Annotated in this window: 15 protein-coding genes; 5 read left to right on the forward strand and 10 right to left on the reverse strand. The window is 72.9% G+C overall.

Annotation, left to right across the window (positions count from 1 at the left end):
* Positions 1-47 precede the first annotated feature (47 nt).
* The 5 genes from CXR04_RS06735 to CXR04_RS06755 are packed head-to-tail and all read left to right on the forward strand — an operon-like array spanning position 48 to position 5,138.
* Entirely contained in the window at positions 48-794 is a 747-nt protein-coding gene (locus CXR04_RS06735; protein ID WP_159072266.1) for a dihydrofolate reductase family protein, read from the forward strand.
* Positions 791-1,894 carry a 2-keto-3-deoxygluconate permease gene (locus CXR04_RS06740; RefSeq protein WP_234380094.1) on the forward strand — a complete coding sequence of 368 codons (1,104 nt, stop codon included), beginning with the start codon at positions 791-793 and terminating at the stop codon, positions 1,892-1,894. The genes CXR04_RS06735 and CXR04_RS06740 overlap by 4 nt, the downstream gene beginning before the upstream one ends.
* Positions 1,891-3,159 (forward strand): four-carbon acid sugar kinase family protein, encoded by a 1,269-nt coding sequence (locus CXR04_RS06745; protein ID WP_101420967.1) that lies wholly within the window; start codon positions 1,891-1,893, stop codon positions 3,157-3,159. Before CXR04_RS06740 ends, CXR04_RS06745 begins: the two co-directional genes overlap by 4 nt.
* The gene (pdxA, locus tag CXR04_RS06750; protein ID WP_101420968.1) at positions 3,156-4,253 is read left to right on the forward strand and encodes a 4-hydroxythreonine-4-phosphate dehydrogenase PdxA; all 1,098 of its coding nucleotides are present in this window, start codon (positions 3,156-3,158) and stop codon (positions 4,251-4,253) included. Before CXR04_RS06745 ends, pdxA begins: the two co-directional genes overlap by 4 nt.
* Before the next feature lie 12 nt (positions 4,254-4,265).
* Positions 4,266-5,138 carry a GntR family transcriptional regulator gene (locus tag CXR04_RS06755; RefSeq protein ID WP_101420969.1) on the forward strand — a complete coding sequence of 291 codons (873 nt, stop codon included), beginning with the start codon at positions 4,266-4,268 and terminating at the stop codon, positions 5,136-5,138.
* A gap of 19 nt (positions 5,139-5,157) precedes the next feature.
* Here CXR04_RS06755 and CXR04_RS06760 read toward each other — a convergent pair whose 3' ends face one another.
* The 10 genes from CXR04_RS06760 to CXR04_RS06805 all read right to left on the reverse strand — a co-directional run bounded on the left by CXR04_RS06760 (position 5,158) and on the right by CXR04_RS06805 (position 17,786).
* Positions 5,158-6,513: a glutamine synthetase family protein gene (locus tag CXR04_RS06760; protein ID WP_101420970.1), complete on the reverse strand. Its 1,356-nt coding sequence runs from the start codon at positions 6,511-6,513 to the stop codon at positions 5,158-5,160.
* A 148-nt stretch (positions 6,514-6,661) separates the two neighbouring features.
* Positions 6,662-7,141 carry a VOC family protein gene (locus CXR04_RS06765; protein ID WP_101420971.1) on the reverse strand — a complete coding sequence of 160 codons (480 nt, stop codon included), beginning with the start codon at positions 7,139-7,141 and terminating at the stop codon, positions 6,662-6,664.
* Positions 7,142-7,153: 12 nt separating this feature from the next.
* Complete coding sequence (locus CXR04_RS06770; RefSeq protein ID WP_101420972.1) at positions 7,154-8,086, reverse strand: DUF5996 family protein; 933 nt, start codon at positions 8,084-8,086, stop codon at positions 7,154-7,156.
* Positions 8,087-8,104: 18 nt separating this feature from the next.
* Complete coding sequence (locus CXR04_RS06775; protein WP_101420973.1) at positions 8,105-8,464, reverse strand: UBP-type zinc finger domain-containing protein; 360 nt, start codon at positions 8,462-8,464, stop codon at positions 8,105-8,107.
* A 182-nt stretch (positions 8,465-8,646) separates the two neighbouring features.
* Complete coding sequence (locus CXR04_RS06780; protein ID WP_101420974.1) at positions 8,647-11,610, reverse strand: alpha-L-fucosidase; 2,964 nt, start codon at positions 11,608-11,610, stop codon at positions 8,647-8,649.
* A gap of 245 nt (positions 11,611-11,855) precedes the next feature.
* On the reverse strand, positions 11,856-12,857 hold the full coding sequence (locus tag CXR04_RS06785; RefSeq protein WP_101420975.1) for a LacI family DNA-binding transcriptional regulator: 1,002 nt from the start codon (positions 12,855-12,857) through the stop codon (positions 11,856-11,858).
* Between the two features lie 39 nt (positions 12,858-12,896).
* Complete coding sequence (locus CXR04_RS06790) at positions 12,897-14,663, reverse strand: glycoside hydrolase family 36 protein (RefSeq protein WP_234380095.1); 1,767 nt, start codon at positions 14,661-14,663, stop codon at positions 12,897-12,899.
* A 2-nt stretch (positions 14,664-14,665) separates the two neighbouring features.
* The gene (locus tag CXR04_RS06795) at positions 14,666-15,508 is read right to left on the reverse strand and encodes a carbohydrate ABC transporter permease (protein ID WP_101420976.1); all 843 of its coding nucleotides are present in this window, start codon (positions 15,506-15,508) and stop codon (positions 14,666-14,668) included.
* The gene (locus CXR04_RS06800) at positions 15,505-16,437 is read right to left on the reverse strand and encodes a carbohydrate ABC transporter permease (RefSeq protein WP_101420977.1); all 933 of its coding nucleotides are present in this window, start codon (positions 16,435-16,437) and stop codon (positions 15,505-15,507) included. The genes CXR04_RS06795 and CXR04_RS06800 overlap by 4 nt, the downstream gene beginning before the upstream one ends.
* A complete protein-coding gene (locus CXR04_RS06805) occupies positions 16,434-17,786 on the reverse strand; it encodes an ABC transporter substrate-binding protein (protein WP_101420978.1) in 1,353 nt (450 codons plus the stop codon). Before CXR04_RS06805 ends, CXR04_RS06800 begins: the two co-directional genes overlap by 4 nt.
* Between the last annotated feature and the right edge of the window lie 112 nt (positions 17,787-17,898).

Raw genomic sequence — 17,898 nt, forward strand, 5'->3', positions numbered from 1 at the left:
TGCCCGAGGCTGGGAGCCCAACCGTTCCTCCGGCCAAGGATCCGGGCATGCGCAAGATCATCAACTCCAGTTACGTGACCCTCGACGGCGTCGTCGACGGCCCGCACACCTGGCCGGCGCTGCCGGGCGGCGCCGCGAAGGAGCACGAGGAGGTCCAACTCGCCCTCCTGGAGCAGTGCGACACCCTGCTGATGGGCCGCAGGACGTACGACGTGTTCGCCGGCGCGTGGCCGGAGCGCAGCGGCGACCCTGTCGCCGACCGCCCCAACTCCATGCGGGAGCCGGTGGCTTCCACCACGCTCCAGGACGCGGCCTGGGCGAACACCGAGGTGGTCGCCGACGGGCTGGCCGAGCGGATCAGCGCGCTCAAGGCGGAGAGCGGCGGGCACATCGTGCAGTACGGCATCGGCCCGGTCACCCACCTGATGGTGCGCGAGGGCCTGCTGGACGAGCTGCATCTGTGGCTGTACCCGCAGTTCGTCCGGGCGGGCGCCGGCGACCTGGTCTTCGATCGGGAGAGCCGGGCGGACTTCGACCTGCCGGGTTCCCGGACGCTCAGGAACGGCGTGGTCGTCCTCCGCCACGGAGTCCTCACCCCCTGGCCCGTACCGCCCCCAGCCTGCAGTTTCCGCACCGGCCCCCGCCTCGGCGAGGGCCGGTTTCCGCTGCCGCCACCTGGCCCGGAAAGCCGAGGCTTCCCCTTCCCGGTCCGGTGTGGCATCTTGTACGTACAACAGATACGTACAAGTTCGGCGCCCGCGCCGTTCCTGATGCCGACGAGGAGGTTGGCGTGAGCGGTCCAGAGAAGTCCAGGGTCCCCCTGTTCGCCACCATGCAGCGCATACCCGGCGGACTGATGCTGATCCCGCTGATCCTCGGCGCGATCTTCGGCACCTTCGCCCCCGGGGCCCTCGGGATCGGCAGCTTCACCACCGCGCTCTTCCAGGACAGCGCGCTGCCCCTCATCGCCCTGCTGATCTTCGCGACGGGTACCCAGGTCTCCCTCCGCACCGGCGGCCCGATCCTGGCCCACGCGGGCACGCTGCTGGTGATGAAGAGCCTGATCCCGGCCACGCTGGTCGTGCTGCTCGGGCTCGGCGTCGGCCTCGACGGGCTGCTCGGCATCTCGCTGCTCGCCCTGCTCGCCTCGATGGACAACAGCAACGGCGGCCTCTGGCTCGCCTTCTCCGGTCAGTACGGCGACGAGCGGGACCGCGGGGCGTACGTGGCCAGCGCCATCAACGACGGGCCCTTCCTGACGCTGCTCTTCCTCGGCGCCTCGGGCCTCGGCGACATCCCGTTCCTCGCCCTGCTCGGCGCGATCGTCCCGTTCCTGCTGGGCGTGCTGGTGGGCAACATCGACGCCGAGTGGCGCCGGGTCGTCCAGCCGGTGCCGAACATCGTCATCCCGTTCTTCGCGTTCTCCCTCGGCACCGGCATCGACCTCGGCGACATCGTCACCGGCGGCGTGACCGGCCTGGCCCTGGGCCTGGTCATCGCGCCGTTCACCGGCGGCCTGGTCTACCTCGGCTACCGGTACATCCTGCGCCGCGGCACCATGTCCGGCCTCGGCTTCGCCGCCGGCACCACCGCGGGCAACGCCATCGCCACCCCCGCCGTCGTCGCCGCCGCGGACCCCCGTTTCGAGGAGTACGTCGGCACCGCCACGGCGCAGGTCGCGGCGTCGGCCCTGGTCACGGCGATCGTCGCGCCGCTGATCGCGGCGTACGCGCTGAAGCGGAAGGGTGCCCTGCGGCAGGGGGGCGTCACGGAAGAGCCAGAAGACCCGGCCGGGGCAGCCGGGGCGGCCGACGCCCCCGCGTCCGCGGACGACGCCGTGCACGGCTCCGCGGGCGGCCTCGCGGACCGCCCGGAGCAGGAGCAGCGCGCATGACGTACGAGGTGGCGATCGTCGCCGACGACCTCACGGGCGCCGGCGACACCGCCGTGCAGTTCGCCGCGGCGGGCTGGCCCACCCTGCTGCGGCTGGGCGGCGACCGGCCCGGAGGCGCCGACGGCAGCGGCGGTGACGTCTCCGTCGTGGCGATCACCACGGACTCCCGGGCCCGGCCGGACGCCGGGGCGGCGGACCTCGTACGCGCCGCGACCACCGGGCTGCTGCGCGGCGGCGTGACCCACCTCTTCAAGAAGGTGGACTCGACGCTGCGCGGGCCGGTCCGCGCCGAGGTCGACGCCATGCTCGACGTGCTCGCCCCGGGCACCGTCGCGCTGGTGTGCCCCGCCTTCCCTGCCGTGGGCCGCACCGTCGTGGACGGCGTCCTGCTGGTCGACGGCCGCCCGGTCAGTGAGACCGCGGTGGGCCGCGACCCGGTGACGCCCGTGACGGTCAGCCATCTGCCGACGCTGCTCGACGCGCCGCTCGTACGCCTCGATCCGCGGTGGACGCCCGCGGCCTGGGCCGCGGAGGTCCGCGCGGCGGGCAGCCGGATCGTCGTCCTCGACGCCGCGAGCGACGAGGACCTGGACCGGATCGCGCGTACCGTCGCGGACCTCGGCGAGCAGGCGCTCGCCGTGGGCTCCGCGGGTCTCGCGGGCCCGCTGGCCGCCCGGTGGCGGCCGCGGGAGGCGCAGGCGCCCGGCAGCGCGCCGGAGACCCGCCCGGACGCCGTACCCGCCGGGGACCCTGCCGGCACCGCCCTCGTGGTGGTGACGAGCCTGCACGACGCCTCGCGCGCCCAGGCCGAAGCCCTCGCCGCGCACTCCGCGGAACACCTGCGGCCCACCGCGCGGGACCTCACCGAGGACGACGCGTGGGCGGGGTTCCTCACCCGGGTGCGGACGGCGGCGGCCGGCCGCCCGGCCACGCTGCTGCTGAGCACCCCCGACCGGGGCGCCACGGCCGTGGACCCGGAGCTGGTCGCCCGCCGGCTCTCGGACGCCGCCGCGCACGCGGTGGCCGCGGGCACGGTCGCCGGCCTGGTCGCCACCGGAGGCGACGGCGCCCGCGCGGTCCTGGAGCGGCTCGGCGGGACCGGTATCAGGCTGTACGACACCGTCGAGCCGGGCGTGCCGCTCGGCGTCGTCGTCGGCGGCCCGGCCGCCGGGCTGCCCGTGGCCACCAAGGCCGGGGGCTTCGGCAGCCCCGATGTACTGATCAAGGCCGCGCAAGCGGTGCGAACGGAGAGGAGTCACCGGTGAACGACCCGCAGGTGCCCACGCTTGCCCTCACCCTGGGCGACGTGGCCGGAATCGGACCGGAGATCACGGCCCGTACCCTGCTGCACCACGACGAGCTGCGCGGCGTCAGCCGGCCGGTCGTGGTCGGCGACGCCGACGCCGTCCGCAGAGCCGTCGAGCTGATCGGCGAGGACCCGGCCGCGGTGCGCGTCGTCGACTCGCCCCGCGACGCCGGGAACGAGCCGGGGACCATCGACCTGGTGCAGGACGGTCCTTCCCTGAGGGCGGTCCCGTACGGCGAACTCAGCGCGGCGGCCGGCGACGGCTCCGCCCGCTTCGTCAAGCGCGCCTGCGCGCTGGCCCGCGACGGGCTGGTCGACGGCATCGTCACCGCGCCGCTGAACAAGGCCGCCATGCACGCCGGGGGCCACCTCTGGCCCGGGCACACCGAGCTGCTGGCGCACGAGTTCGGCGTGGAGAACTTCAGCCTCGTGCTCTCCGCGGGCGAGCTGTACTTCTTCCACCTCACCACCCACGTGTCCCTCACCGAGGCCATCGCCGGGGTCTCCCCCGCGCGTACGGACAACGTCCTGCGCCTCGTCGGCTCGTTCGCCCGCGCCCTCGGCCTGCCCGAGGAGCCGATCGGCGTCGCCGGACTCAACCCGCACGCGGGCGAGAACCGCCTCTTCGGCGACGAGGACGCCGACGTGCTGGCGCCCGCGGTGGAGCGGGCGGACGCCGCCGGTATCCGCGCGGTCGGGCCGCTGCCCGCCGACGCGCTCATCCCCGCCGCGGTCAGGGGCGCGTGGAAGTTCGTCGTCGTCTGTTACCACGACCAGGGCCACGCCCCCTTCAAGGCGGTCTACGGCGACGACGGCGTGAACATCACCGTCGGCCTGCCCGTCGTCCGGGTCTCCGTCGACCACGGCACCGCCTTCGACATCGCGGGCAAGGGCGTCGCCCGGGAGGCGAGCCTGGTGCTGGCCACCCGGCGCGCCGCGGAACTGGCGCCGGGCTGGGGCCAGGTGTGGCGGACGGCGCAGGCGGGCGAGGCGGCCGCGGCGACGGCTGCGGGCGCGGCGGCCGCCGTGGAGCGGCCCGGGACGGCCTCGTAGACTCCGGGCGATATGGCAGTCGACAGAAGTGACCCGCGGCCCCTGCACCAGCAGGTCGCCCAGTCCCTGCGCCAGCAGATCCTGGGCCACGACCTGCCGCCGGGGGCGCCCCTGCCGAGCGAGGCCGAGCTGTGCGCCACGTTCGGCGTCGGGCGCAGCGTCGTGCGCCAGTCGGTGGCGGGACTGGCCGCCGACGGCCTGGTCATCCGCCGCCAGGGCCGGCCCACGCTGGTGGCGTCGCCTGCCGAGTACCGGCGGCTGGTGCAGCGGGCGACCGGGCTCTCCGACCAGTTCGCCGTCGCCGGGCAGGAGTTGCACACCGTCGTCCGCACGCTGGGCCCCGGCACCCCGCCGCCGCGCGCGCAGGCGTTCCTGCACACGGCGGACGCGCTGCGCCTGGAGCGCCTCCGCCTCGTCGGCGGCGATCCGCTGGCGTACGTACGCACCTGGCTGCCCGCCGCGAAGGTCCCCGGACTGCGCGCCGCGGACCTGACCGACGCCTCGCTGCACCGGCTGCTCACCCGGAACTACGGGCTGCGGCCGGTCAGCGGGCGGCGGCAGGTCCGCGCGGTCGCGGCCGACGACATGCTCGCGGAGGCGCTGCGCACCGAACCGGGCGGCCCGCTGCTGATGCTCGAAGGGGAGACCACCGACCAGCACGGGCACGCGCTGGAGTGGTTCACCACCTGGCACCGCGCCGACCGCGTGGTCTTCGACATCGACGTCTCCGAGACCACCGAGACCGTACGGCTGAGCGCGCTCGACGCCGAAGGCGCCGAGGCTCCCGAGGCCGGCCCGGTCACCGGCGGCACGGGGGCACCGGCGCCCGCCGACCTGGAGCGGGCGCGCGAACTCGCCGAGGAACTGCGGCGACTGCTCGGCTGACCGGACCGTACGCCCGGGGTCAGTACCGCCGGCGGGTGGCGTCGACGGTCTCGGCCCGGGAGCGGCCGGCGAAGAGACCGTCCTCCGCCTCGCGTACCGCGAGCAGCGCGTCGAAGAGGTGGTCCCCCATCGCCTTGCGCAGCACCACCGAGCTCCTGAGGTGCCGTACCGCGTCCGCCAGACCGGCCGGCAGCCGCTCGATGCCGCGCTGCGCGAGTTCACCGGGGTCGGCGTGGGCCGGGTCGTCGGTGAACTCCGCCGGCAGGCGCAGCGCGTCCTCGCGGCCCGCGAGACCCGCGGCGATGACCGAGCCCACCACCAGGTACGGATTGGCCGCCTGGTCGAAGCACTTGAGCTCGGCATTCGCGCGCTGGGCCGCCTCGCCCGCGGGCCCGGTGATGAAGCGCAGCGCCGCCTCCCGGTTCTCCCAGCCCCAGCAGCGGTAGGCGCCGGACCACGAGGACGGTGCCAGCCGCAGATAGCTGGCCGGGGACGGGCAGCCTACGCAGGTCAGGGCGGGCAGCGACCGCAGCAGCCCGGCGAGGAACGCCTCCCCGTCCGGCGCCGTGCCGCGCGGGCCCGTACCGCCGTGCATCAGGTTCTTCTCGCCGCGCCACAGGCTCAGGTGCACGTGCCCGCCGTTGCCGATGCCGGAGTGCCCGGGGAGGGGCGCGAAGGAGGCGCGCAGCCCGTGGGCGTGGGAGACGGTCCGTACCGTGTGCCGGACGAGGACGGCGGTGTCGGCGGCGTCCAGCGGGGCTTCCGGGACGGTGGAGATCTCGAACTGCCCCGGCTCGTACTCCGGATGGATCTGGAGGACCTCCACGCCCTGCGCGGTGAGCGCGTCGACGATGTCGAGGAGGTACGCGCCGGAGTCCGCCAGCCGGGCCAGCCCGTACGCAGGCCCGTCGCCGAGGGCGCCGGGGCCGACGCTCCACTCCGTCTCGAACCCCATCCGCAGGCTCAGCCCCTGGCCGGCCGCGGCCCGCACCATGCGGTTGACGAAGGACCGGTGGCACCCCGGGTACGGCTCGCCGTCCTGGCTGTACCGGTCCGCGGGCGCCCACGCCCAGCCGGGCTGTGCGGCGAGCCGGGTGAGCCGGTTCAGGTCCGGCAGCAGGAGCAGGTCGCCGACGGGGCCGCCGTAGCCGTCGGTACGGGCCATCGAGTCGTCCACGAGGAAGGTGTCGAACACCGGGGACATCCCCACGCCGTGGACCGCGAGCCGGGGAAGCCGGGCGAGCGGCACGGTCTTGACCCGGCCGATGCCCGCGTTGTCGACCCAGCTCAACGCGATGAGTCTGACGCCGGCCTCGGACATCGCGGCCATCGCCCGGTCCACCGATGCCGCTCCGTCAGCGGTACGCACAGTCATGCCCTCATGATTGGGCCGGACGGGTCACCGCTCATCCCGCCACTCCGACAGCGGACACGGCGTTCACCCGATCGGCGGCAGCGACGGTCGGGCTGCTGTCCGTCGCGGTCCGCACCGGCGGCTCAACCCGGGGCCGCGGCGGGCTCGTTCAGCCGGGCAGGTCCTCGGGGCGCTTCTTCGCGAAGACGCCTTCGAGCATGCCGGTGGCCTGGCCCACCTCGATCAGGTAGCCGTCGGGGTCGCGCAGGTAGCAGCGCTTCTCCGGCCCGCGGTCGATGGGCGGGGTGACGAAGGTGGCTCCCTTGGCGCTCCACTCCCGGTAGACCGCGTCGATGTCGGCGACGCGGAGGTTCATGAAGCTGGAGACCGTGTCGCCGGGCTCGTAGTCCACCACGGTGATATCCGGTTTGTCGGGGGTCGGACCGCCGCCCGGGTTCATGATCACCCACGAGTTGGCGAGCTTGACGATGCAGGGGTTCTCCTCCAGGACGACCTGCCCGCCCAGGACCTCGCTGTAGAAGGCCCGGGAGCGGGCGATGCGCCGGACGGTCAGGAAGAGCGTCACGACCATCCCGGTCTCGGGAGCGGGCAGGTTCTCCAGGTCGATGGCCGGCTTCTGGTCGGTCATGGCTCTCCTCTGTCAGCGCGGGCCCGCCCGGCGGGCGGGGTCGTCCTCCAGGGCGGCGCGGTCCCAGTCGCCGTGGAGGGCGGCCGCCTCGTACGTGGACTGCAGGAAGCCCAGCAGCAGGGCGTCGGGGTCAGGGGCGGTGCGTACGGTCTCGTACGGCAGGAGGAACTGCTTCCACTCCTGCGCATAGGCCCCGGCCGGGACCGGATGGTCGCTGAAGCCCGGCGGCTCCGGATAGGCGTACGCGTAGAACATGCCCTCGCCGTCGCCGCCCGGCCAGAAGCCGGCGCTGCTCAGCTCGTGCGAGTAGCCCTCGGTCATCACCCAGTCCGGGCAGTTGGGGGTGCCGCCGGCGTGGACGGGTGCGGTGCGTCCCGAGAACCGGGTGACGGCCATGTCCATGCCGCCCCAGAAGAAGTGCACGGGGCTGACCTTGCCGATGAAGCGCGACCGGAACTCGCTCAGCACCCGCGACGCCTGCACCAACTGGCCCCAGAAGGCGCGCGCGTGCTCGGGGTCGTACGCGGTGTGGGTGCGGTCCTCGGCGAACGGGATCGCCACCTCCACCTCGACCGGGCGGGCCAGGATGGAGACGTCGACCCCGGCCCGCTCCAGGGCCGCCATCGTCTCCCGGTAGAAGTCGGCGACCGGCTTCGCCTCCAGCGCGACGGTCTCCACGGCGCCGGCCGTGGTGCGCAGCCGCAACTGGTGGTCGACGAAGTCGAACTCCATGTCGAACGTGCGGCGGCCGGGGATCGCGGACGTCGTCAGACCGCGGGCGGAGACGTAGAACGCCACCTGCCACCAGTGGTTGACCATCGGCGCCAGCGCCAGCCGGACCTTCCCGACGATCTGGGTCCACATGTGCAGGGACTGGCGGGTGTCCGCCCAGTCCGCGACGCGCAGCGCCGGCCACGGGTCGGCGGTGGGAAGCACATTCGTCATCGACAGCTCCAGGACGCGTCAGTTGAGGTGCTGCTGCCAGTCCGGCGGAACCTTCCCCGCGGGCCCCGGCACGGGCTGCCCGTCGGGGTGCGCGTGCGGCGGGCTCATCGCGGGCCCGTCGACGAACTGCCCGGTGTCGGCGTTCCAGAACCAGTCCTCACCGGGCTCGAAACTGGTCAGCACCGGATGCCCGGTCTCCCGCGCATGCCGGCTGGCGTGCTGCGAGGGCGAGGAGTCACAACACCCGATGCGCCCACAGGCGGCACACCGCCGCAAGTGAAACCACCACCCGGGCCCCTCCCCGGCCAAACACCCGGCACACCCGTCCCCACTGGGGCTGGAGGCAGGATCGATCCCAGACATCCGCTCGGCATCCATACCCCCATGCTGCGCACGAGAGCCCACCACAGCCTCCCGAGGAACCCATTCGGGTGCCGCAGGCCCGCCCGGCGGGCCGCACGCCCGTCGCGAAGTCGCAGTTCAGCCGGCCGGTGTGGGGGTACGGACCGGAGTCCGTACCCCCACGCGGCCACGCGTCGTGCCGCTCCCGGCCCGCGGGCCTACGGCGTGGCTTCCCGGGTGCCCAGGGAGAGGCGGTCGAGGTCTGGGGCGGAGTCGGTGGCGTTGCCGATTCTGATCGTGTTGGTGCCTGGTTGGAGGGTGATCGGGAGCGAGGTCGTGCGTGGGGTGTTGTTGCCGATGTCCGTCACCGTCGCCTCCGCCGGCGGGCCGCCGTTGACGCTCACCTGGAACGTGCGCGTGCCGTTCACCGTGTAGTCGATGTACAGCGTCCGCTCGCCGCCCTCGTCCACCCGCACGTCCGGGAAGACCACCGACGCCTCCGCGCCGCCGCCGATGTTGCGGATCTTCTCGTCGCCCGAGCAGGGGCCGCACCCGGTGATCCCCGTCGTGCCGAGGTCGTTCGCCGAGTCCTCCGCCTCGCGCATCCACGCCCGGTCGCCGGGCAGCGTCCGTAGCGACACCTCGTCCGACACGCTCTTGCCGCGCCCCAGCACCTCGAAGTCCGCCGCCACCGGGATGTCCGCCGAGCCGATGTCCTGGCCGGGCGGTGAGGTGACCGTCCAGCTCGCCTCAAGCGTCTGGCCCAGCCGCAGCGACGAGGCCGTGGCCGGCCCGCCCTCCGCCGCCCAGCCGGCCGGCAGCCGCGGGGCGAGGCGGACGTCGGTGAGCTGCTCGTCGTCGTCCAGCCGGAGCTGCGCGGTGACCGTGGTCGAGCGCCGGCCCGGGCCGGCCCACTGCAGGCCGTGCGGGCGGACGGTGAGCGTCGTCTTCGGCCGGTACGAGGCCGGGGGCAGCGGGCCGACCGAGATCCGGTCCAGGCCGGGGCCCCGGCTGTCGGAGCTGAAGACCTTCACCGTGTTCGCTCCGGCCTTCAGCGGTACGGAGACCGCCGTGCTCTCCGGCACCTCCGCGTTGCTGCCGGCGACGGAGACGCCGACGGGCGCCGCGCCGTTGACGCTCACCGACAGCGACGAGTCGCCGCGCGCGGTGTGGTCGAGCTGGAGGCGGTAGTCGCCGTCCGCGGGCGCGCGGACATCGCGGTACGTGACGGAGCTGCGCTCCCCGCCGCCGAGCCCGGCGACGTGCCGCGAGCCGGAGCAGGCGTCGCACCCGGTCGGGCGCGCCCCGCCCTGCAGCCGGTTGTCCCGCGCCTCGGCCTCCAGCGGCAGTGCGGCGCGGGTGGCCGCGGGGCGGCCGTGGGCCACCTGGATCTCGTCGACGCGCAGTTGCCCGAAGAACTCCGGGGCCTGCGGGCCGCCCCAGAGGCTGCGTACCTCCAGCTTGAGGTAACGGGCCTGCTGGTCGCCGATGTCGACGACCTGCACCCCGCGGGCGCTGCGCATCGCCCCGGCGCGCACCTGCCTGAAGTGCTTGCCGTCGTCGCTCACGTAGACGCGGTAGTCCCTGATGCGCGCGGAGTCCTCGGGGCGGCCGAAGGTCGTACGGGCGTGCGTCGGGGACCACTCGCGCTGGTTGACCGCCAGCGCCGTGGCGGGCTTGCGCGCGCCCAGGTCCAGGGTGACGGACGCGGGCAGTCGGCCGTCGCTGTCCCAGTAGGTCTCGTAGTCGCCGTCGGTGAGGTCGGCGGCCGGGTGGCCGGCGCGTGCGGAGGAGGCGGTGGCGGTCACTCCTGCGGCGTCGTAGGAGGGCTGCCCGCCGTCGGTGGTGACCTTGAAGACGGTGTCGTACGGGTCCCAGTCGCGGATGTCCAGGATCGAGAGGTAGCCGCCGGACTGGCTGAAGCGCATCTCCTCGCCGGTGCGCAGGTCGGTCACCGCGGTCGCGCGATAGCCGTTGTCGCGCAGCCGGACGGAGTCGGTACGGGGCCGGGTGAGCACGTGGACGTACTGGGTGCGGGTGCCGCCGTCGCCCCGGCCGACGGTGACCACGCCGTGGGCGCCGTCGTTCCAGAAGCCGGGCTGCATGCCGCCGTACATGTAGCCGCCGCCCTCGACGCCGTAGACCGACTCCCTGACGGGCTCGACCCACCGGCCCATGAAGTCGTTGAACGCCTCCTGCTGCGGCGGCATCTTGCCGTTCACCATCGGGGTCTCGGCCATGAGCGACTTCATCGAGGCGCCGGCGTTGGTGATGTAGCGGCCGGTGCTCAGCCGCGCGTCGACCTCGTGGTCGCCGCCGTCGTACCACCAGCTACCGGTGGTGGGCAGCTTGTAGTCCGCCTCCGTCAGCCGCGGCATGGGCACGGTCACGGCGGACGGGTAGTCGTACGAGGGGGTCATGCCGGTCTTCTGCTCGTTGCTGACGGTGTCCATGATCGGCGTGTCTTCGTTGTTGTTGCTCAGCAGCCAGTCGGGACGCCGCTCGCGGATCTGCTCGTAGAGGTCGTTCTCCTCCCAGTACTCGTTGTCGTTGTCGATCCAGAAGCCGGCCAGGCCGGGATAGTTCTCCATCAGCTCGAAGAACAGGTCGTAGCTGTACATGCCGAACCCGGCGCGGGTGGTCAGGTCCACGTCCCGGCCCTTGTGGGCGGAGTACGCGGCCGAGTCGAGCGTCTCGACGCCCTGCTCGTTGTGCCACTGCGGGTCGTCGGTCATATACATGATGATCTTGACGTCCTTCTCCTGCCCGGCCGCGACGAGTTCGCCGAGCAGGTCGCGCTCCGTGGCGCAACTGCCGGGGATCTCCGACGGCCACGGGCGGGCGTAGCCGAGCCGGCTGTGGAAGGTCGCCAGCACGATGTACGAGGCGCCGAGCTTCTTCGCCTCGTCCACCCAGTAGTCCGCGGACCAGCCGCCCCCGGTGACGTCGCGCTCCCACTCCTCGCAGTCGAGGTGCCGGGGCGCGGTGAACATGCCCCAGTGCAGGAAGAGGCCGGCGGTGGAGTCGCGCAGCCACTCCTGCCGCGGATGCTGAACCTCCGCCCGGGTGGCCGGGGCGGCGAGGAGGCCGGCGGCCAGCGCCAGGACGAGCGCCGCGAACAGGGCGCGCCAACGGGAGAGCGGTGCTCTTCGCCGGCCGCGGTGCGAAAGCCGTGCTGCCATGTGTGTCACTCCTCCACCCGACTCCCCTGTCAGGGGATCGCGGAGGAACGTAAAGGCGGGTTCATCGGATGTCAATGGACCGCGCCCTCGTCAAGTACGGGGCAAACAGCCTGACTTGGGGCGCAGTAATCGGAGGTCTGACCTTTGCGGTACACACGCGGCGGTCACCCAGACATCCCACAGAAGCAATCAGAAAACAACAGCGACCGCGGGACCGGCGCCCGCGCACACCGGCCCCGGCGCGGTCAGTCCCGTACCGGCGGAGGGCCCGTCGTGGAGCGGATGACCAGTTCTGGGTCGAAGAGGAGTTCGCCGGTGGGTACGTCGCGGCCGCTGACCAGGGACAGGACGCTGCGGCCCACCTCCAGGGCGAGCCGGTCGCCCGGCTGGCGCACGGTCGTCAGCGGGGGGTCCGTGAACTCGGTGATGGCGGAGCCGTCGTAGCCGACCACGGAGACGTCGCCCGGCACCGCGTACGCCTGGCGGCGGATGCCGCGGATCGCGCCGAGCGCCATGTAGTCGCTGGCCGCGACGATCGCCGTGGCGCCCAGCCGCAGCAGGGTCTGGGCGGCCGCCTGGCCGCCCTCGACCGAGTACGAGTGCCGCATGACCCACCGCTCGGCGTCCGTGGTGCCGCGCTGCCGCATGGCGTCGAGGAAGCCCCGCACCCGCCGGTCGGCCGGCCGGTTGCCGACCGGGCCCGAGGCCATGCCGATGGCGCGGTGGCCGAGGCGGTGGAGGTGGTCGACGGCCAGCTCCGCCGCCAGGGCGTCGTCGGTGGAGTAGACGGGCGCCGGCACCTCGTCGGCGAACTCGCCGTTGACCCCGAGATACGGGATGCGGCGCGCGCGCAGCAGCGCGTACGTCTCGGTGTCGGCGCCCTCCACCGTGTTGGAGGAGGAGAGGAAGACCACCGCCGCGATGCCCTTGTCGACGAGGGAGAGGATGAATTCCCGCTCCTGCACCCCGCCGGGGAACGCCGGGCAGAGCACGGTCTTGAGTCCGTGCGGGGCCAGGGCCGCCTCGATGCGCTCCGCGACGTCGGCGAAGAAGGGGTTGGAGACGTGCTCGGTGATCACCGCGACGAGCTGCCCCTCCACGGTCCGCTCGTAGCCGAGTTCCGTCATGGCCGTCTCGACCGCGTCCCTGGTCTTCTTCGCCACGCCCTGGCGGCGGTTGATGACCCGGCTGACCGTCGCCTCGCTCACACCCGCACGGGCAGCGATCTCAACGATGCCGACCTTCATGCTCTTCCTCTCCCACGCCCCATGCCGGGGCCCACGTGGTCACGTCGCGTCACTGGGCTTCGTCAGCAGTACCAGGCCGGTCCTCGGGACCGGGAGGCTGTGCAGACCGGGTCCGAGTGGGCTGCGGGTCCGCTCGATGATACGTCCGTCAGGACCGTGGACTTCGATTTCCACGGTCCCGCCGCCGTCCTCGACGTCGACGGCCAGGCGGTCCCCGGCCGTCGCGTTGACGAGGACCGTCTCGCGGTGGGTGGCGGGCCGTACCGGAACGATGCGGTCGTCGTGCACCGTGAGCACCCGTACACCCTCGGACTCCGCGCTGACCAGGGTGTAGAGCCCGTCGGGACGCCCTGGTTCGGTCGTGCCGTCGAGCAGTTGGGGGCGCAGCCGGCGCCACTGGGCCAGCCAGAAGCGGACCGCGTCGGCCTGCTCCGCGGTGAGGGCGTCCAGGCGTACGGAGACCTGCGGCACCGCGTGCAGGGCGCCGATGAACTGCCGGGCCGCCGCCTCGACCGGCCCGCTCGTGTCCCACAGCAGCGGGTCGGAGTGGACGGCGCCGCCGATGGCCAGGAAGGAGGTGTCGACGGTACGGACCCGGTTGGCGGCGGAGTCGGCCGGGCAGTCGAAGGACCGCAGCATGTTGCCGAAGGGGGCCATGCCGGGGCCGACGTACGGCTGGCGCAGCTCCAGCAGCAGCTCGGGCCGTACGCCGAGCAGCGCCTCCCGCAGTTCGGCGAGGAGGAGGGTCAGCGCGTGGCCGACGTCGCCGCGCCCGTCGCCCGCGTAGGCCATCGCCTCGTTGAGGAAGTCGACCTTGAGGCCGTCGAGGCCGTGGTCGCGGACCAGGCGCAGGCAGGTGCGGACGACGTGGGCGCGTACCTCCGGATGGCGGGGGTCGAGGACGTGCGCGCCGGGGACCGTGGCGCGGGCCGGGGCGAAGGGGGCCCAGACGGGGTGGCAGTCCGCCCGGGGACCGAGGAGCAGGGGCGCGACCCACACCAGGTAGCGCAGGCCGGTGCCGCGTACGCGCTCGACGTGGGCGGTGAAGCCGGGGAACTTGCCCGGATCGGGGATCCAGTCGCCCACCCCGGCGTAGCCGCGACCGCTGCCGAGGCGCTGCCAGCCGTCGTCCAGGATCAGCGCCCCGAAGCCCATGTCGGCGGCGAGCGCGGCCTGCCGTTCGACGGCGGCCTCGTCGATCGCCTGGTTGAAGGCGTACCAGGTGCAGTACAGCGGCAGCCGGGCCGCCTCGGGGACCGGCAGCGGCGTCGGCATCCGGGCCTCGTACCAGGCGCGCAGCGGTCTCAGCGCGGACGCGACCGACGGGCTGCGCGGCGCGAAGAGGAACCGGTGCGGCGTGGCGGAGGGGGCGAGGTGGAGGTGGACCACGTGGGTGTCGTTCTCCTCGGACACCCCGTAGCGCAGCGCGACCTCGGGGGCCGGGTCGGCGGCCGCGAAGGTGAGCAGCGTGGCACCGGTGTGGTCGTAGAGGCAGCCGGCGGCCAGCCCGTCGATGAGGCTGACGGTGGCGCGGCCCTCCCAGTCCGCGAGGAGGGTACGGTGCCAGCCGGCCTTGGGGTGCCAGTAGCCGGCCGCGTCGCCGAGCGGGACGGAGAGCCGGATCTCGACGGCGGCGCCGGGGGCCTCGACGTGCAGCATGCGCAGCCCGCCGGGGAGTTCGGACAGGGTCCAGGCGGGGTGCGCCCCGTCGGCGAGGACGGCCATCTCCACGGTGTCGAGCAGCGGCTCGTAGGGGGCCGGGGCCAGCTCGGCGGTGGTGACGGCCTCGGACGGCAGGGTGCTCACATTCACTCCTTGACGGCCCCGGCGAGCAGGCCGGAGACGAAGTGGCGTTGGAGGGCCAGGAAGACGAGCGCCATGGGGACGGCGGCGATGGCGGTGCCGGCGAGGATGGCGCCGTAGTCGGTGTCGTCGACGCCCTGGAGGGAGGCGAGGGCGACGGGGATGGTGTAGGAGCCGCTGTCGCGCAGGACGATCAGCGGCCAGATGAAGTCGTTCCACTGGAAGAGGAAGAGGAAGATCGCCAGGGCGGCGAGGGCGGGCTTCATCGGGGGCAGCACGACGCGCAGGAAGACCCTGAACTCCCCGCAGCCGTCCATCCGGCCCGAGTCCAGCAGTTCGTCGGGCAGGGCGGCCATGGACTGGCGCATGAGGAAGATGCCGAAGGGGAGGGCCAGGTTCGGCATGATCACGGCCTGGTACGTGTTGAGCCACTGCCAGTCCGCCATCATCTGGAACAGCGGGACCAGGGTCACCTGGTTGGGGATGACCAGGCCCAGCATCAGCACGCCGAACAGCACGTTCCGGCCCTTGAAGCGGTACTTGGCGAACGCGTACCCGGCGAGGGTGCACACCAGCCCGGCGCAGACGGTGTAGACCGCTGCGATCAGCAGGGAGTTGAGCACGACCTGCCCGAAGGACGCCGTCTCCTGGAGGCTGGCGAGGTTCTCCCCCAGGTGGTCGCCGGGCAGCAGCGGCGGCGGTGAGCCGAAGATGTCGGCGGTGCTGTGGGTGCCGGCGACGACGAGCCAGTAGAACGGGATCAGCACGGCGGCGAGCGCGACGGCGAACCCGGACGTGAGCATGATGCTCTTCCCCGGCGAACGGGACTGCCCGGTGGCTTGTCTCATGACTTGTCTCCCAGGACCCGGAACTGGATCAGGCCGAGGACTCCGATGAGCACGGCGAGCACGTAGGCGATGGCCGAGGCGTATCCGAAGTCGAAGTATTGGAAGGCGTTCTGGTACAGGTACACGCCGATGGTGAGCGTGGCGTTGTCCGGTCCGCCGCGGGTGAGGATGTACGGCTCGTCGAAGATCTGCAGGGTGCCGATCGTGGAGAGCACCGTGGTGAGCAGGAGCGCCGGCCGCAGCCCCGGCAGGGTCACGTGGCGGAAGGACTGCCAGGCGCCGGCGCCGTCCACGGCGGCGGCGTTGTACAGCTCGGACGGGATGGTCTGCAGCCTGGCGAGCAGGATGACGGCGTTGTAGCCGGTGTAGTGCCAGGTCAGGGCGAGGCCCAGGGATATCTGCGCCCACAGCGGGTCGGTGAGCCAGGGCACCTCGCCGGCGCCGACGAGCGAGAGCAGCCAGTTGGCCAGCCCGTACTGCTGGTTGAGGAGTACGGAGAAGATGATCCCGTACGCGACGAGGCCGGTGATCATCGGCAGGAAGAAGCCGAGCCGGAAGACCGCCCGGGCGCGCAGCAGCGCGGAGTTGAGGGCGACCGCCAGGCCGGTGGCGAGGGCGAGCATCAGCGGGACCTGGATGACCAGGATGACGCCGGTGTTGCGCAGGGCGGTCCAGAAGAGCGGGTCGTCCATGAGCCGCTCGTAGTTGTCGAGGCCGACGTACCGGTCGACGCCGTCCACCGACTTGTAGAGGCTGAGGAAGAAGGACCGGCCGATGGGATAGAGCTTGAAGACGGCGAACAGGACCGCGGCGGGCAGGAGGAAGAGGTACGGCGCGAGCCGGCGCCCGCTGCGGCGCGGCCGCTGCCGCCCCGCCTTCCTTCTCGCGGGCGGCGGCGCGGTGCGGGCCTGGGGGGCGGACGTGGTCATCGGGCCACCTTGCGTGCGGTCTGCGCGGCGAGCTGGTCGGCGGCCCGGCGCAGCTCGGTGGCCGGATCGGCCCCTCGGAGCAGGACACGGGTCTGGGCGTCGGTGACCGCCTTGAGCGCGCGGGCGTAGTCGGAGGTGTAGTTGAAGGCCGGGGAGTCGGCCCGTAGCGCGTCGAGGAAGATCTCGCCCTTCTTCTGGCCGCCGAAGAACTCCGACGGCTGGTGGAAGACGGGGTCCTCGTACGCCGCCATCAGGGCCGGCGCGATGCCCTGGTTCCGGTAGATGCGCACCTGGGACCGGGGGCGGGTGAGGACGAACTCGACGAACCGGAAGGCGGCGGCCTGGTGCCGGCTGGTGCCGGAGACAGCCAGGTGGGTGGAGTTGACGGTGGCGGCGTTGGTGCCGCCGGGCTGGACGGCGGGCGGCAGGCGTACGCCCCAGAGCCCGGCCTGGTCCGGGACGGAGTCCTCGATGACCCCGCCGAACCAGGTGGGCCAGGGCAGCACCGCCGCGGTGCCGCTCTTGACCGAGCTGATCAGGGAGTTCCAGCCGCCGGAGATGTCGTTGACCAGGCCGGCGTCGTTCATCCGCTTGATGAGCGTCATGGCCAGGACCGCTTCGGGTGAGCTGACCGTGATGGCGCCGTCGAGATCGAAGTACATGGCGCCCTGGAGCTGGAGCAGCAACTGGAAGAGGTTGGCCGAGTCCTGCTGCGAGGCGGGCTTGTCGATGCCCAGCAGGTACGTGCCGGTCTTCGCCTTGATCTCCCGGCCGGCCTCGATGGTGTCGTCCCAGGTGCCGAGGGCCGTCACGTCCACACCGGCCTGCTCGAAGACGTCCGCGCGGTAGTAGAAGCCGCCGGAGTTGGCCTCCCAGGGCAGGGCGTCGACGCGGGAGCCGTCCAGGGAGACCGTCTGCCAGAGGCCGTCGGCGAAGGCCGTCCGGTACTTGCCGGCGCCGAGCGGGCCGAGGTCGGCGAGCTGCCCCGGGAAGCGGTCCGTGTACGCGGGCAGGTAGTCGACGCCGATGTGCAGGACGTCCGCGAGCCCGGCGCCGTCCGCCGCCATCGAGGTCGTGATCTTGTCCCAGATGGCCGGGTTGCCGATGTCCTCGACGGTGACCTTGATGCCCGGGTGCGCCTTGGTGAACTCCGGTACCAGAGCGCGCATCTCCGCGGCGGGGCCCGCCCAGCTCCACACGGTGATGTCACCCTTCGCCGGGTCGCCGTGCGCACCGGCCCGCGGGCCTGACGAGCAGGCGGCGAGTCCGCCCAGCCCCGCGCTCGCCGCGAGGGCCCCGCCAAGGCCCAGCACTCTGCGCCGACTCGGATACGGACGACTCGGGTTCATACGCGACCACCTCTGCCTGCGGCTCGGATGCCGGCCTCTGCGGAGGGAGGGCGACGCCGGGAAGCTAACAACCGGTCACATCGACTTGCAAGACTTTGTTGAAAATTTTCTG

Source organism: Streptomyces sp. CMB-StM0423 (assembly GCF_002847285.1).
GTDB lineage: Bacteria > Actinomycetota > Actinomycetes > Streptomycetales > Streptomycetaceae > Streptomyces.

Coding starts and splice junctions, on each gene's coding strand:
- CXR04_RS06780 (WP_101420974.1), bottom strand. CDS start 11,610: ATGGCAGCACGGCTTTCGCACCGCGGCCGGCGAAGAGCACCGCTCTCC.
- CXR04_RS06805 (WP_101420978.1), bottom strand. CDS start 17,786: ATGAACCCGAGTCGTCCGTATCCGAGTCGGCGCAGAGTGCTGGGCCTT.
- CXR04_RS06735 (WP_159072266.1), top strand. CDS start 48: ATGCGCAAGATCATCAACTCCAGTTACGTGACCCTCGACGGCGTCGTC.
- CXR04_RS06800 (WP_101420977.1), bottom strand. CDS start 16,437: ATGACCACGTCCGCCCCCCAGGCCCGCACCGCGCCGCCGCCCGCGAGA.
- CXR04_RS06755 (WP_101420969.1), top strand. CDS start 4,266: ATGGCAGTCGACAGAAGTGACCCGCGGCCCCTGCACCAGCAGGTCGCC.
- CXR04_RS06770 (WP_101420972.1), bottom strand. CDS start 8,086: ATGACGAATGTGCTTCCCACCGCCGACCCGTGGCCGGCGCTGCGCGTC.
- CXR04_RS06775 (WP_101420973.1), bottom strand. CDS start 8,464: ATGGATGCCGAGCGGATGTCTGGGATCGATCCTGCCTCCAGCCCCAGT.
- CXR04_RS06760 (WP_101420970.1), bottom strand. CDS start 6,513: ATGACTGTGCGTACCGCTGACGGAGCGGCATCGGTGGACCGGGCGATG.
- CXR04_RS06785 (WP_101420975.1), bottom strand. CDS start 12,857: ATGAAGGTCGGCATCGTTGAGATCGCTGCCCGTGCGGGTGTGAGCGAG.
- CXR04_RS06765 (WP_101420971.1), bottom strand. CDS start 7,141: ATGACCGACCAGAAGCCGGCCATCGACCTGGAGAACCTGCCCGCTCCC.
- CXR04_RS06795 (WP_101420976.1), bottom strand. CDS start 15,508: ATGAGACAAGCCACCGGGCAGTCCCGTTCGCCGGGGAAGAGCATCATG.
- CXR04_RS06745 (WP_101420967.1), top strand. CDS start 1,891: ATGACGTACGAGGTGGCGATCGTCGCCGACGACCTCACGGGCGCCGGC.